Origin of the sequence: Streptococcus sp. SR1 (assembly GCF_000526075.1) — a bacterium.
Classification (GTDB): domain Bacteria; phylum Bacillota; class Bacilli; order Lactobacillales; family Streptococcaceae; genus Streptococcus; species Streptococcus halitosis.
In genome coordinates this window covers 1-15991 of record NZ_JATR01000021.1, presented here as the reverse complement: position 1 = coordinate 15991, position 15991 = coordinate 1, and the positions used below count along the sequence as shown (strand labels likewise).

15 protein-coding genes and 1 pseudogene are annotated in these 15991 nt (G+C 33.9%); 1 reads left to right on the top strand and 15 read right to left on the bottom strand.

Annotation, left to right across the window (positions count from 1 at the left end):
• Positions 1-38: 38 nt before the first annotated feature.
• The 15 genes and pseudogenes from HMPREF1518_RS07170 to HMPREF1518_RS07105 all read right to left on the bottom strand — a co-directional run bounded on the left by HMPREF1518_RS07170 (position 39) and on the right by HMPREF1518_RS07105 (position 15144).
• Complete coding sequence (locus tag HMPREF1518_RS07170) at positions 39-593, bottom strand: hypothetical protein (RefSeq protein ID WP_025169554.1); 555 nt, start codon at positions 591-593, stop codon at positions 39-41.
• Between the two features lie 603 nt (positions 594-1196).
• Positions 1197-2051 (bottom strand): ADP-ribosylglycohydrolase family protein, encoded by an 855-nt coding sequence (locus tag HMPREF1518_RS07165; RefSeq protein ID WP_033585205.1) that lies wholly within the window; start codon positions 2049-2051, stop codon positions 1197-1199.
• Between the two features lie 40 nt (positions 2052-2091).
• The gene (locus HMPREF1518_RS07160) at positions 2092-2709 is read right to left on the bottom strand and encodes an SAP domain-containing protein (protein WP_033585203.1); all 618 of its coding nucleotides are present in this window, start codon (positions 2707-2709) and stop codon (positions 2092-2094) included.
• A gap of 104 nt (positions 2710-2813) precedes the next feature.
• Complete coding sequence (locus tag HMPREF1518_RS10705) at positions 2814-2942, bottom strand: ADP-ribosylglycohydrolase (RefSeq protein WP_081730839.1); 129 nt, start codon at positions 2940-2942, stop codon at positions 2814-2816.
• Positions 2943-2953: 11 nt separating this feature from the next.
• Positions 2954-3760 (bottom strand): alpha/beta fold hydrolase, encoded by an 807-nt coding sequence (locus HMPREF1518_RS07155; protein WP_033585201.1) that lies wholly within the window; start codon positions 3758-3760, stop codon positions 2954-2956.
• A 154-nt stretch (positions 3761-3914) separates the two neighbouring features.
• Positions 3915-4658, bottom strand: a complete 744-nt coding sequence (locus tag HMPREF1518_RS07150; protein WP_033585199.1) for a CPBP family intramembrane glutamic endopeptidase — start codon at positions 4656-4658, stop codon at positions 3915-3917.
• A 299-nt stretch (positions 4659-4957) separates the two neighbouring features.
• Positions 4958-5575: a DNA alkylation repair protein gene (locus HMPREF1518_RS07145; RefSeq protein WP_033585197.1), complete on the bottom strand. Its 618-nt coding sequence runs from the start codon at positions 5573-5575 to the stop codon at positions 4958-4960.
• Positions 5576-5730: 155 nt separating this feature from the next.
• On the bottom strand, positions 5731-7434 hold the full coding sequence (locus HMPREF1518_RS07140) for a hypothetical protein (protein ID WP_033585195.1): 1704 nt from the start codon (positions 7432-7434) through the stop codon (positions 5731-5733).
• Positions 7435-7997: 563 nt separating this feature from the next.
• Positions 7998-8312, bottom strand: a complete 315-nt coding sequence (locus HMPREF1518_RS07135) for a TfoX/Sxy family protein (protein ID WP_033585194.1) — start codon at positions 8310-8312, stop codon at positions 7998-8000.
• A 62-nt stretch (positions 8313-8374) separates the two neighbouring features.
• Positions 8375-11194 carry a DUF4268 domain-containing protein gene (locus HMPREF1518_RS07130; RefSeq protein ID WP_081730838.1) on the bottom strand — a complete coding sequence of 940 codons (2820 nt, stop codon included), beginning with the start codon at positions 11192-11194 and terminating at the stop codon, positions 8375-8377.
• 12 nt (positions 11195-11206) lie between these two features.
• Entirely contained in the window at positions 11207-11440 is a 234-nt protein-coding gene (locus HMPREF1518_RS07125) for a helix-turn-helix domain-containing protein (protein ID WP_033585399.1), read from the bottom strand.
• A 34-nt stretch (positions 11441-11474) separates the two neighbouring features.
• Positions 11475-12143: a hypothetical protein gene (locus HMPREF1518_RS07120; RefSeq protein ID WP_156025218.1), complete on the bottom strand. Its 669-nt coding sequence runs from the start codon at positions 12141-12143 to the stop codon at positions 11475-11477.
• A 457-nt stretch (positions 12144-12600) separates the two neighbouring features.
• Positions 12601-12948 (bottom strand): annotated as a pseudogene (locus HMPREF1518_RS07115) (ATP-grasp domain-containing protein); the annotation flags it as partial.
• 307 nt (positions 12949-13255) lie between these two features.
• Positions 13256-14617: a hypothetical protein gene (locus HMPREF1518_RS07110; protein WP_033585192.1), complete on the bottom strand. Its 1362-nt coding sequence runs from the start codon at positions 14615-14617 to the stop codon at positions 13256-13258.
• 2 nt (positions 14618-14619) lie between these two features.
• Entirely contained in the window at positions 14620-15144 is a 525-nt protein-coding gene (locus HMPREF1518_RS07105; protein ID WP_000031285.1) for a hypothetical protein, read from the bottom strand.
• A gap of 104 nt (positions 15145-15248) precedes the next feature.
• Between HMPREF1518_RS07105 and HMPREF1518_RS07100 the strand changes: the two genes are divergently transcribed.
• The coding region (locus HMPREF1518_RS07100) for an IS3 family transposase (RefSeq protein ID WP_156025217.1) at positions 15249-15991 on the top strand (743 nt) is incomplete at its 3' end.

Sequence of the window (15991 nt, the reverse complement as noted above, 5' to 3'; positions counted from 1 at the left end):
ATACACTCACAAAGAACTTTGGTTGACTATTGAATATCTTACATCGCTTCTTTCACATATCCTTCGACATCTTCAATCTCTACAAACAACGGGTCTAAGTGACATAGGAAGTGCCAATCTTCGGTGTCGCGTTTTCTGTAGACAATCGCTTCACCGTCTTCACTTCCGAAAAAGCTTCTGTCGACTTCGTACCCTTTGCTTTCTAAGAAAGCTTTTGCCTTGCGGAAGTTTGCTTCTCTGACTTCGACGTAAGCTTTCACTTCATCGTTGTTAACGACATACGCGTCTACTTTTGTAGCTCCTTCGATCACTTTATCGTTTTTAAAGGATAGATTCGAAACCTCTTTCCAAATAATGTCCACATTTTCCTCAGAATTAAACGAAAACCTAGATAAAGGGACAATATTCCCGTTAAAGACAATCTCCATATAATCCGGTAGATTTTTTGAATTAAAATATTCCACTTCAAAACCATCTTCGTTTTCTAATGTATACCCAGGGATTCGAGTTACAAATTCCCGTCCTTCTTCTAAAGTCTCAAATAAGACTAAATCCTTTGAATAATTGTTTTGGTACAATTCTAATAGATACATCATTAATCCTTCCAATATTTGGATAGATGATAGTTTTTTAGCAAACTAATATATTTAACACGTGAGGATAGAGGTTCAAGCATTCTTTTTTACTAAATAGGATTGATTGCTAAAAATTTCACCGGCTTACCTCCTCTTATCTCATCCTCAATTATAACACGTTTCCACTCACATATCAGATATTTATTATTGGACCAAATAACCTTTTGAAATAGAAAACAAGCTCACCAATTCATCAAGTCTATATTTTTTATGAGATTCTTCTTGATGTTAGATAAAGGGCTTCGACTTGCAAATCTATGGTATTTGATTCTGCTAACTTGTATAGCAGTAATAACATGCATTTTACTAATGAATAAACAAAAATCTGAGTAAATAGCTGAATAAAGCAAAATGGATTAATTACACCATTAATTTAAAAGAAAAAAGTGACGAGTTTATTTGTTATCTCGTCGCTTTGCTGTTTTTCAGTGGTCAAGCTCATGACTTGGTTAAGTTTGTTTCTGCCTTTTCTTCTCAAAAGGTGATAACTCTTTACCCTAGTATTTGCTCAACTTCCTTAATCTTATTTTTCAGAGTTTAATACTGACTAATTAGTATCCGTTATGATATCGAAACTTCTTTCTCCCATCGTCTGAGCACATCTTTTAAAGGCTCATCTAGATAGGTATTGACTTTGTCTTTAATCCAATCAGGTATACCATAAGCAGCTTCTGCAATACTTCCTGTGATGGCAGCAAGAGTATCACTATCCCCACCAATAGAGATAGCATTTCTGATAGCATCCTCAAAGTCTGTACTTTCAAGAAAGGCAATGATAGCTTGAGGTACCGTATTCTGGCAAGTTTCATTGAAACGATAGTTAGGGCGGATTTCATCTAGTGTTTGAGAAAGATTATATCCATACTCTTGTTCTATATGCTCCTTGATAAGTCTCTTACACTCTGTAGGATTATCGTTGATCGGTTTTCCATAGTCACCACTGTAACCTCCAAAGTAATAACGACACATAAATATAGTATCAGACGTCGCCATAGCTCCTTTGACACCCTCTGGATGGTTATGAGTCACCTCTGCAGAAAGTCGTGCAACTGCTCTTCTGGACGGCCAGACTCCCGTTCGTGCACAGAAACTACAATCCATGGTCCAGGCACATGGAGAAACACGCATTGCTGAGCCATTTCCAAAGCTATTATAAGGTTCTCGATCGTCGCCATCAACCCAATTCCCAAATCTTGCACCGTAACCTGCATCGGGATACATCCTACCATATTTTTTCATGGCGTCAATAAAGTCATCCTTCTGACCGCCATTCATAATGGCTTCTGCAACAGCACAGGTCATAACCGTATCATCAGTGAAAAAACAATTCTCACGAAATAATGGAAAGTCTTTCGTTTTGATATTGTTCCATTCATAAACTGAACCTACAATATCTCCAACTATTGCTCCTAGCATGGTATTCCTCCTTACAAACTATTAGTTTAGACTGACATTTCTACTTGTCATACTCATCTATTTTATCAGCATATTCAGTCAAAAGTTTTTTTGAATAAATTTTTTCATTACTTGAATTTCTAACTTCTTTCCAAAGAATAGAAGCTACTTTTAGTTTATTAGAGTAGTTGGCACTATTTTCGTCTGCACAGAAATCCTTTAGAAATTGATTCCATTGACAAACCGAATGATCATACTTGGCATAATCTGAATTTCCATAATAAACTTTTAACATATCTTGGATGGTAAAACTTAAATCATGTTCTCTTTTTACTTTTCTCCAAGCAGTGGCCATATCAGCAGTAAATTTAAAGGGGGAAACACCTGTTAAAGTTGAGAAATATTCTCTAAAGTGTGCGTTAAAGGAGAACCCGCATTCAAGCAAGGGCGTATCTAAGGTAACGACTTCTACTCGTTTCTTTTTCCTTTTTACTGATGATTTTTTAATCAAATTGCCCTTAAAGTACTGCTCAATAATATGATTGAGTTCTTGTTTTGTACCTCTATTTTCAAGTCCTAATGACTTGCATATCTGTGAGAGTTCATCACGATACCAATAGTATTTATTAAATTCATCAAAGGATGTGATTTTATCAAACCCAGGTCTACTCTCTATCAATATAACACCTCCTTAAAAACAGTTTAGGTTTTCATTTCTAAATAATGGTATTTTAGTTTCTTTAGTTTGAGGATTAACTATGTTTCACTAACAAACTCACACACTCAGCGGTTAGGACTTACTGTATCATCCGTGAAAAAACAATCCTCACAAAATAAAGGAAAATCCTTCGTCTTGATATTGTTCCATTCGTAAATAGAACCTACAATGACTCCAACAATTGCTCCTAGCATCCGTTTCCTCCTTATGGCATATCAGATTCGTTACACATTTCTAATGAGTCACTCTTTAAAAATGGCACCACCAAATCAATCCACTCATAAGGCAGGTAAGCTGATAAATAACCGTGGTTATAGCCCTTTGCTTCATACAAAATTGTATTTGAATGTAGCTGATGAAATAATTTCGCTGATTCTTTCACACAGTTCAATTCTTTTTCACCATAGATATACAGAACCTGAGCCTTGCTAGCAGAAATCATATCTTTCAACTTGTAACATCCCATATAGTTTTTGTAAATGGTCACCAATGTTTTGATAGGCGTCCTCGGCAAATCCTCCAAATAATAAGCTTTTATTTCCTCTGGATAAGCCAGTTTAGGATAGAGTTTGTTCATCATGCTTAACTGAAGTTTGCAAGAGAATTTATTGAACATCAGTTTACCAAATAGAGACACTAGAAAGATGCTGATTTTAGCTAACCTTGGTTGAGGAATACAGAGGCTTCCATCTATGATGGCCTTCTCAGCAATTTCACTGTCTAAAGACAAAAGCTCTATGGCAATTTGACCACCAAGTGAAACACCACCGATTGCAAATAATTTCCCACCACAGTTTGCTTTGATATAGTCTAGAATCTCCAAAGCAGAATCTTCAGTAGAAACATAATCAAGTTGATATTCCTCGCCGTGGCCATTCAAAGTGGGTAGAATAATACGGTATTCTTCTGACAAGATTCGTGCTTGACGAAGATAATTCCACCAAGAACTGCCACCACCATGTATCAGTAAAATAGGAGGCAAATTCTTATCACCAAATTCATGGAATTTCATGTTTAAACTCCTTACTGTAGGACTTTCACTAGCTACACCCTTGTTTAATCAGCTCGTACAAGCAGTGATGTCTCATCAAATAGAAAAGTCTCTAACATTGATTATCTAGAATGACCACACATTACTTTCAATAATGGATATCCTGATCTAAATTTTAAAATGTTGTTTCCTTACTAATTCTATTACTCGCCAATATAGTATAAATCAAATAACCAATAAAAATGATAATAAAAATAAGATTAATTTTTAACACAAAATAGAGATTTAACAAATTTGCGAATGCATGAAATAATACACAGTATCCCACAGATTTCGTTTGACGGTAAAGAAGCCCTAAAACAAAACTTAAAAATAATGTATATATAAAAAATAAAATAAAAGGAAATCCTTGATGACTTTCTCCAACTATAAACCATAAAGGCAGATGCCATATTCCCCAAATTGATCCTACAATCAAATTAGATTGCCAATAAGTATATTTTTTATCAAGTAATGGTTGTAATATTCCTCTCCATCCTAATTCTTCATGTCCACCACCAAAAAAAATTAGTTGTATAAAGAATAATGGCATCAGATAAATTGATACTCCGTTTAATTCTAAGGAAGATACAGAAAATAGTATCAAAATTGCTAACATATGATAAATGAAATAAATACTACTACTTTTTCTTTTAGTAAATACAAAATGTTTAAATTTTATATTATTCCTTTTCAAATAAAAGCCACTTGCAATAGCTGGTCCAAGTGCACCAACTATATGTAATATTCTTCCTATAAATGTCTCTAATCCCAAAATATAAGATTGTGTAAATATGGCAAGAAGCCCCCAAGATATATAAGTAATTCCAAATGTAAAACAAAGATAATTTTTTAAATTTCTTTTATCAATTTCTGTCATTATATCTTCCTTATTTTGATTATTCTATGTAAAATATTTTTTCTGCTTCTTAGATGGTCTCGATTATAACTACCTATATTCTATCATAAAAACACAAAAAAGCCTTACAATCAAGGCTTTTCAGTATCGCTTTCTCTAAAAGTTTTCTAAGCTTTCACCAGCAATCCTACACACTCGACATGTGGCACTAGTCAACATCTATATTATAGAACGAAAGTGATAGAGTTGTTGTTTAAAATTAAACTTTAGCATGAAAATATTTTATAGTTACCATTTTTTAACTTTATAGTTTAGAATTATCATTTTATAAATTTACTTACTAACTTATAGACTTTTTGAATCTCTTTACTATTAATATCCCAACCATCAAGTTCTTCTTTGATCAACTCTGGAAATTTTTTGCTAATATCCCTCAAAGCATTACCAACTGATTTTCTAACATATTCACTAGAATCTTCTTTTAATGTTGCGATTCGTTTAATAGCTTCATCTGGATTATCCTTGAAATATGGTCTACTCGTCCATATTCTTAATCCCTCTGTTACTGCTCTCCTTGTATTAGGATTGGTATTTTTTAACCATTCATCAATCACTGGAAGTGCTTTTTCATATCCTATTTTTTTGCAAAATTCATCAAATGCTTTCGCCAATACTTCCTGAACTCTCCAATTATCATCTTTTGAAACTTTATCTCGCATAAATGCTAAAATATCATCTTGTTCTGATAAGTATCCAAAAAGAAATACACTGTACATTCTAACTTGATATACATTGGATTTAAAGGCTAGAAATGCTAATTCTTTGATATACGCAATATCGTTTGATTGATAGTCAGAAAGAGCTCTTTTTTCTTCTTCTTTAAATCCATTTTCTATTAAAGAGAATTCTTTTTCTAAATTTAAAATATATTCTTTCATGTAACTTCGGTTCCTCATAGAATTTTAAGTATTATTCTATACAAGTTTTTAACGCTTTTACCAGTAATTCTAAACACTTGACGTAACTTAATAAAATTAGAAATAAGAAAAACTTCGTATTTTGATTTATTAGATACTTACACACATAAAAAATGTTATGTATTAAACCAAACTGACAAATCCTCATCAGATACAAAATATTTCCAAGCAACTGTAAATCCATAGAGTTCCTTATATTTTTCAATCCATTCCGCATAATATGGAACTCCAACAGGTGTTTCAGAGACTTCCTGTTCTAGATAAGAATATGGATGAGCCACAATACCTAGATCAATATTATCGACTTGCCAATTATAACCCTCTTTATGCTCACCTCCTAAATTATCTATTAATCTAGAACTTCTTAAATCAATATCTGAGCAGATTGTCAACGATTTAAACTTTTCAAAATCAGAATTGAAGGGTTTTATGTAATAGGAAGCCTCCACATAGTATTCATCATCATTATTTGGATAATGTGCACCAATGGAAATTTTTATGGGGGAACCATTAAGTTCTAACCAAAAATTTCCGATTGGTGTTTTTAGGATATCATAAGCTTGCTTAGAATTCATCACTTCTTTAGCTTCTGATAAATCGCAGATTACTCCTTCACTTATTAAACTGTTGTTGGTTTCTATTATCTTTTCGTTTATAGTAGATAATTTTCGTTCTACTTTTTTTATTTTTTCAAGAGGGAACGGCGGTTTGTTGGCTTGTTTTTTGAAAACTTCAGTAACTTGTGCTTCTTTTAGATTAGAGTTGTTTCCAACAGGAACTTCTATCCAATCAAATTTCTCTATTGACTCATCAGAACAATAATAAACATATTCTTTGTCATTCGAAAAGAATCGAACATTACAAAAATTCAATTCTTTACATGGTTTCCATAACAACTCTGGTTCTAAAGGTCTTTTTTTAAAATAATGTGTTTCGTCCCTATCCCAAAAATCTTTATACATCCATATATTACAATAGGGGCAAAAATACTCATCATAATCGTCCAAATAACATTGATTTGCATGACAATTTAAACATACTAAGTCATCATCTATAAAACCATCTAATTTTACACCATTTATGCATAAAATATATTCATCTTCTACCTCTAAAACATCTGTTTCGATTGAATGATCAACAAAACTTAGCCATTCTTCAAGCGTAAATCCATATATGCTGTATAGCGTTACCTCAGACCATCTTTCTCTTAGTGACTTACCATCATATATTTTAGCATTAAAAAGTTCATCAGCCGTTCGAAATCTAGCACCATTAGGTAAGTCACATAAACCAGCCCAATATGGCAAGGGGTCATTTTCTGAATAACCAATAAAGCGAAACTCTGTTATAGGATCACTTTCAAACGAGAAGCAAGTTTCGTCTATATTCTTTCCAGCCTTAAATTCCTGAAGTAGATAATCTATATGTAAACTTTGAATGTCATTCCCAATTGAAGTTTTAGAGCTATAAGGAATACCCAATTTAAAATCAGTTACCTTAAATGAAAAATAGCCATCTAACAGATGAAAATGAAGGTAATTGTCTTCAAAGTATAGAGCATGAAGCCACCATTTAGATAATCCACCCATATCTTTCATGAGGAAATCACTAACACATTCACACTTTAAATCCCAAACTAGTGAAGAAGAGTTTGTAAAATCACTTGAGGCTTTATCCTCTTCAATTGTTAGATATAATAATTTCTTTTCACTATAGAAACTGAAAGAGCTAATGATACAGTCAGTGAAATTATTTACCTTTTTTAGATAATCCGAAAGCTCATTTACTTCGGTTAAATAATGTATTCTTTTAGTCCACATTATCTTCTCCTCTATTAAACTAGTGATAGGAGGATACATTTATTCCCATTTACTTCTTATCTTTAGAAACAAAAGCATCCCCACAGTGTTTTTAGAAATAGAATTCATCTCCAATAAGTTATTAAACCTAGTAAAAAATATGAGCAGTTACTCTAATACTTCCCCTCTAAACGAGAAAAGGTCTTACCTTCAAGGCATTTCTTATCCCTCTGTTACAAGGTTTTTACGCTTTTACCAGCAAAGCTACACACTCAGCGGTTCGGACTTACCGTATCATTTCGTCGATTCCCCTCCTCATTCTACGAGTCCTATCCCATGGGCGGAGCATCTACTTCTACTTCGCTGATACCTCAGCTCGTACAAGCAGTGATACCGCCTCAACATGTGGTGCTAGCAAGCATCTATATTATAGAACGAAAGTGATAGAGTTAATGTTTAAACTTAAACTTTAGAATGAAAATATTTTTTCTTTTCTTACCCTACAGTATCCGTACAAATTTTATAGGCTTCATCTCATAAAAACTTGTACCTTGCTAAATTCAACAAACTGAAGCTTGTTTGTCTCATTTAGCTTTCTTGGGTTTCTTTTCTGGCAGTTCCGCATACATACCTTTCAGTAGTTCAGTAATCAAATCCATATCCTCAAATCTGTCGAATGCATACATCAATGTCTTTGAACCCTCATACGGATAACGCAATTCTGAGTCTGCAAGAAGTTTGTCCGATGTCGGCGTTCTCTTTAAAAATAGTTCATTATCGCAAATGTCACCTATCAGCTTACCGTTAAAATATATAAGGTAGCCACCCATCATGGATCTTATGACAATATCACCTACTGCAGAAAAAATCTCACGAACAAATTCATTAAATTCATTCACTATGATTACCTCCTTCATAATAAACCTTGTAAATTTTGCGAATCTTCGTTAATGCGATTTTTCTATTGTCTCTGCAGCATCAATGACTTTCCTATTAAGTCTACTGATGCAACCTTATAACCCGCTGCAAGGATTGTATTTGGCATCGTGTGTGTCGGTGACGGTGCCCAGTAAGCTGAATAATTATATGCTGACTTGCAGAGAGTACATCCAATAATGCACTCAATATCTGCGAAGGATAATGTAAGTTCAGTCTTTCCACATTCTTCGAGGTACTGTTTCAGTTTTGAAAATTTATCCTTTTCTACTGGCTCTTCGTCCATTTCACCGACCTGAACAAGTGCATTACTGAGTTCATCACATTTATCGACCATCCAGGAGAAATATTCCTCCTGCTTTGATGGGTTGAACACATCAGCCTCACGCTTGTAAATGATGCGTTTTGCCTCGCTGCCTTCCCGGCTGGAATACCAGTCTAGCTTGTCACCGAAGATTTCTTCTATCTCACTCTTCTTACTTTCCAATCTTTCAAATGCATTCTTGGTATAGGCATAGATCAGTAAAGTGAGGTACTTACTTCGTGTCACTGTATACGAAAGATGATAATCTGCTCCATTCACAGGAACATCATACCAGTTCTGTGCTAACGGTTTTCTAAGTGCAATATCGTTATCTCGACCATCTGCCTTGCAGTAATCCACAAAGTTTGCCCAAAATTGAAGCTGAAGTTCACCCAGATCACCCACAGGTTTTGTCACCTGTTTTTCCTTTTTAGATGACTCAGCAGGTTTTTCCTTTTCTTCAGGCAGCGAGGCTGGAATTGCTCTTCCATCGTTTACCCATGTAACATATATAAGTTTATCCATCTGCTGTGAGGTAAAACTGAACTTCCATCGATTTTCCATAAACTCCAGAAGTTTTTTACTTCTTTTATAGATATTACCTGCTGTCCAGTCAATCTCCTGTGCCACTTCAATTTCGGAATGCGATCCATTCTGATATCCTCTTCGTCCTCCATTCTTGGATGTCTTCTTATCTTCAAAGCTGTCATTCTGCAATGCAGAATTGATACTCTGTGAAAGAGGAAGAAGATTTCCAAGAGCACCGGACAGAAAATCAATCTCTTCACTACTAAACTGGCGGAACTGATTACGCCAGTAGTATTTTGATGGAGTCTGTGGAAGGATATGTTCAATAGAAACCTTATCCTTTTCCGTCTTTGTAAACATCTCCCAGCTTACCTTATCCAGGTTATTCTTCTTGGCAAGTTGATACTCATACTCATATAAGAAGTATTTGATGGAATTCCAATAATAGAAACCGCCCTTATTGTCAAAGTGCTTTTCAATCTTTGTTATAAAGTTCGGAAGTGCATACTCGATATTAGCTTCCGTAGTATCATTGATATCATTAATCAAATCATCAATGTCCATTTCCTTAAGGTAAATGCTTCTTGCAGCACGATAATACTCACTGCTTCTGAATGTGGCATTAAAGTAACCAAGACGGAAACAGATAAAGATGAATCTCTCAACCGCTGTAAACAGTTCGATTCTTTTCTCCGGCGGCAAGTCCCTTCGACCAATCACTGTCATTATTAAAGGCCTAAAGTGTCCGATTCCTATACGATTCAAACGGTCAACCCATACCTTTTCATCATCAGTAAGGTTATCGCTCTGCATTGGGAAGAAGGTATCATACCAATACTTCACCATGTCCTTAAGGCTGTATACATAGTTCAAAATCTCTGATGGTTCTAATTTAAAAACCTCAACGGTATCTGCTTCGCCAGGTTCGTCCTCAATATCAACATCAGGGTCATACTCACTATCCCCAACAACTGCCGGAAATTCGCCTGATACAACAACGGTCTTCTTTTCAAAAATATTCTTTACTGAGAACTTATTTAATAAGAAGTGGATGTAATCATCACCTTTTCTTCTAGAATAGGCAAAGTAAGCTATCCAATGTGCTCTTAAAAACTCATCATCAGAAAGAGGAGTCTTTTCATTTCTTCCAAGCTGATAATAAACTTCCTTCCACGTATCGTTGATCTGTTTACGAAGATTATCCTTGTCCATCTTATCGAACTTGTCATCAGCATAAAGTGTTGTCAGATATATCAAACGATTCTTCAGCAGTTCCAAATTCGTAAGTTTCTTACCACGATTGTTCATGGTTTCAAAAGCAACAAACACGTCATAATCATCATCGATTTCATGGATGTTGAACATCAATCTCTGAGTTAATTTCAGATACAGTTCATTGATGCCATCCATTCCTTCGTTCTCGTAAAGAGCAACCAGGTTTTCTCTAAAGAAGTTCTTTGCAAATTTAAGATTTCTTGTATAGTACGTTTCATTTACAGTCCCAGAATATGGTTCATTGAAAATTCTATACTGCAGATAATCGGAACTTGGATTATCCACCTCATAGCCGAACAGGTATGTAGTAATCTGTTTATTCGGTGGTCTGTGCTGACAGATATACTTGGAAATGACATCCTCTAATGTTTCGTATCCAAGTACAATGTCTCGGTCAGATAAACCTTCATTTTCCTTTAAGGTTCTGGAGTACTTTACGATTTCATTTAGAAGAATGACAAAGCTGGTAAGTCTCTGCTGTCCATCAACAATGTGGCAAGGTTTATATCCTTTCGACACCATCCACAGGTCACTACCCCATGATGTTGTCTCGGACGATTTCAGATTTTTTAGAGACAGTAAGCCCGTGTAATGATATCTACCGTCCTGCAAATTAATTAGATCATCCCAGAAATCCGCAAGTTGTGACTGCTGCCATGCGTACCCTCTCTGATAATCTGGTATTCTGAATAATCTGTTTTGAAATAACAGAGATAGTGGTTGAAGTTCATTAGCCATTATTCCTGCCTCCTAACATTCACTTTCGTTACTTGTTTTTATCTGTTCACCATCAGGCAGAATAAAAGATTGCTCAAATGTAACTTCCAACACATCCCCTATCTGTTTCATTTCCTCAAGTGAAACCGTATCCCTTTTAAGTTTCTTTCCAAAGTACTGAGGAGTCTGTCCAATCCTTCTGGCAAGTTCAGATATACTTATATTCTTTTTATTACATAACTCTTTAATCATATCGGATGTTTTCACGTGCTGACCTACATCCACTTAACTAATAAAGCATTTATAATTGTTTCTCAATCCAATTATCAATTCTGTTTTTTATATTGTTATAGTAAACTTCTGTCCATGATTTTGAATAAAAAGCACTATAATTGTCTATGTATGTACCATCATTTTTTTCCAAATCGAAGACTCTATATTTTCCATTTTCTTTTCTTACAAAGGAATTTTCTAATCCGTACCATTCAACTATTTTATTAAAATCGTACGCAAAGTGTTCCAGCCATTTTGCAGTTCCAGCTTTAGTATAAATATTTTCTAATCTACAATCAGTTTTACCTTCACATTTTCTTTTCAAATCAAATAACATATGGTCTATCCGGTCATAAAACTTATAGTATCTTGACGTGTTTAATCCTCCCATTTCACAAGGAAAGAAAAAAATCGGTTTACTACGATAATTCTTAAATGTTTCTACAAAATTAGAATTAAAACCTTCATGTTCCTTTATTCGTTTTACAGATAACAAAGCATCACAAGTACATTTCACACCATCGATAGTTTTATACTTGTGAGATTCCAAAGGGTATCCATCAGGGTCTTTATAAAATTCATAAAATACTTCCCAAGCTTTTTCGCTATCTTCGTATTTATTCAAAATACAGTTCATTAAATCAATATCAAATTCAAAAACATCTCTATATGTTAGATTTTCATTTACAAATCCCATTATCATTCCCCACAATATATTTATATATTCATTTCACCTTCATATAGCTTAGTATAAACCATTTGGTTTATAAATTCAATATTTCTACATTTTTCGCTTGTAAATTTTTTATGAATAAGAAAAACACCCTGCATTGCTGCAAGGTGTCCGTATCGTAGTTCTTGTTCAATTATCTCTTTAATTCAAGTGTCATGCCGGATTTGAATTCAAAGATAAGATTATTTTAGTTATATTTGCTTTTTGGATTAATAAAATTGGTTTATCGCATCTCTTTTCTTTAATAATGCAAATATATCATAAAGAAGAAACAATATCAACATTATTTAGTAATTTTTCCGGTTTTTAAAAATAATTCCCGCGTACACATGTCTGATAACTAAAAAATTCTTTTATCAAACACTAATAAAAAACAGTGACTTACTAGGTATAGTTACACACAGATCTACTTCTGTTCCTTTTAGAAACTTATATTTTCATTTTCAGGCATAGTAAAGACATCGTTTTTTTCAAAATAAGGTTTTACCATTTCTTTCCATATAGCTTTATGAAAATTGATTGAGTTTAAAGGAGATAGGCCATAATTTTCCAATGCATAACCATCATTTACTTCAACAACAAATGTTCTTCCATCACGAGTAACACCTATTTCTAGCCCATAAGCTATAGGCGCATCTTTCCAACATGATATCACTTCATCAACTACACTAGGATCAAATTGTGCATGATATTCACCTGTATAGGGTCGAACATCTAATACTTGACCATCTAACACAAAACAACGCCATTCTGCTATGGATGTTACAACCTAACTAATATTATATCTATAACAGATAATCTTTCCCTTATTACTCTTTGTTCAAAGATTCCAGTATTTCTCCATAACCTTCGTAGAAACGGTCTCTTGTAACTACTTCACCAGGATATTTTTTTCAAGAAGTAAGAATATATCATTTGGATTAATCCCTTCATCTAATAAATCTTGATACAGTAAGCTACATAATCTCATTTCACCCTTACTTGAAAATTTTAAAAATGTTCCAAATATTGGAATCATTGACAATAGATTGTATAGACTTTTTTTCATTGTTTACCATTTATCTAAGTTTATTAATTTAATCAAATATAACTACCCTATCATTACTGAAGTTATTAAAGGTAAGATTTACTTTATCATAAACTTCCTGAGTTTCCTTATAAATCTTATCAGAAACATATGAAGCTCTCAATTCGGATTTCTCAATAAGCACCCACTTTAACTGAGAGTATGAATATTTTGCAAAAGCAATCCATTGTGCGTAATTTATTGTCATTGGATTTTTTGTAAAGTAGATTTTCCCTGCATTAGCAGATGCGGCTATAGAATGTCCAATAAATAGCATCGTATGTAATTTGGGATGTTTCTCTCTATCCAACGAAAAAGGAATAGAATTTTTTATTGAATGTCCTTCGTTGATTTTCTTAAGGGCGTATCCAATTCTAATTATAACTTCAATAATCATTGTGGAAATAGCCATACTACTAAAATGAATGAAATCATAGCCTTCGTAATACATTCCTTGTACTATTTCTGCTATTGTTTGATCCTCGTCACCAATTTTTCCAAACTGAAGCAAATTAAATAATCCCATCAATGGTGCAGGTAATCCCATTGATGTCGTAATATCAGATTTAAAATGAATTATCTGCTTCGCTATTGCTGCAAAAATATCACTTTCTTTTCTATCTGTGTAGTTCTCCATAAATTGAGAAACTATTTTCCCAGTTTTATCAATAGTAGTCATCTTACCATTTAGAATATCACATACACCAATCACTAAACCAAGAAGTGGATCATGTCCAAGAGATAACAATCTATGATAGTAAGCAGATAGTCCATTAATATTTACTTTGGTATGACGATTATCTTGAGCGTCAAAAGGGACTTTACTGACCTTTGAATTTGCCAACTTTTCCATTTCTTCTTCAGGGAATCGTTGATTGAACCAATCTCTTACATAATTAGATAAAGGGCCACCTTTTAAACCATTTGGAGTTTTCTCAGGTATTCCAATTAAAAGAATATCAACAATCGCTGCTAATATCCCAGCTCCTGCACAAATCGATATATCAATTTTATCAAGTTTATGAATGTTGTTAAAATCATCCTGCAATGATTGAATAACTGTCTGATTAAGTTCCAATTCTTCATTTGTGAAGAGTGCATCTAGTTCATTCATTGAACCAACTTCGCACTCCGCTTTTACTACTAAGTCTTCCCATTTAGGTACAACGATAGTTTGTTTTTTAGTTTCGGTATCTATTATTGGTAGATCAGTCAGAGTATAGCCTAGCTCTCTCAATAATTTTTCACTTTCCTCTATACGTTCTTCTGCAATAGACATATCGGGTCTGTTTATTAAATCTAACTCTTTGGTTTGATAAGTTAAAATATTATTGAATTTTTGTTCTTCATCAGAATAAGTGAATTTACTCATTATTAGTCACCTAAATCATTTTTCAGATCCTTTATTGCTTGAGTTAGGAGGATATTTAAACTCTGTAGATAATCTAGCCGTTCCTTATCAGCATCTGCCTCGGTTTTCAGAGCTTGTATAATAGCTTCGTGTTTTTGCAATGCTTCTTTATATAACCGTTCTTTTTCCTGTTTAAGTTGTTTATTTTTTAGATTAGAAGCTAATAATATACCACCTCCGGCTAATACAACAACTGGAGCAGCCATTACAAACACTCCAGCTACCATACCACCTCCAACGACACCGCCAATAGCTGCAAGACCCGAAGTAATACCAGCCGCTGATAACCCTACAGTACCTAAACCATAAAGAGCTGCAAATGAACCTATCCCACCAATACCTGCCCCCAATGCACCAGCTAACACTTCTGGAATTGGACTCTCTCTTATTGTACGTGTTTTATCATTAAGAGCTGCCGCTGCTTCATTAATTATGTTTACAACTTGTTGTAGTGATTCTACATTTTGAAATACTGCTTCTTTACTCATAAAAAATCCTCAATCTTTTATTATTTTAATTATACCATGTATAAATTGAAAAACTGCAACATAAAAGTTAGACAGAAAAAATCTAACTTTTGGGGTGTTTTATTATGAAATTGAGTTATGAGTATATAGTTCAAATCTATGAACTTAGAAAGCTAGGTCAAAGATTCAAGCAGCTTTCAAAAAGATTTGATTTAGATGTTTCTGGGTTAAGATACATGATGAAATTAATTGACCGTTATGGGATAAAAATCGTCAAGAAAGGTAAGAATTGTTATTATTCTCCAGAACTAAAAAAAGAAATGATTGATAAGGTCTTACTTGAAGGAGGAAAAAGAAAAACGGAAATTGTTCAAGGATTTGTAACAGAGTTTTCTTTAAATATTCTTCTAAAGATTATTAAGCTTGCCCGTTCAACCTATTATTACCACTTAAAACAGCTATATAAACCAGATAAGAATCAAGATATTAAAATTGAAATTCAGTCAATTTATCGTGAGCATAAAGGAAATTATGGTTATCGTCGGATTCACTTAGAACTAAGAAATCGTGGTTATTCGGTCAATCATAAAAAAGTCCAACGTCTGATGAAAGTCCTTGGTTTAGTGGCTCGAATTCGTCGGAAACGGAAGTATTCTTCCTACCAAGGAGAGATTGGCAAGAAGGCAGAGAATCTTATTCAACGCCAATTTGAAGCAGCCAAACCGATGGAAAAGTGCTACACAGATGTGACAGAATTTGCCATTCCAGCAAGTGCTCGCAAGCTTTACTTATCACCAGTTTTAGATGGCTTTAACAGCGAAATTATTGCTTTTAATCTTTCTTGTTCGCCTAATTTAGAACAAGTACA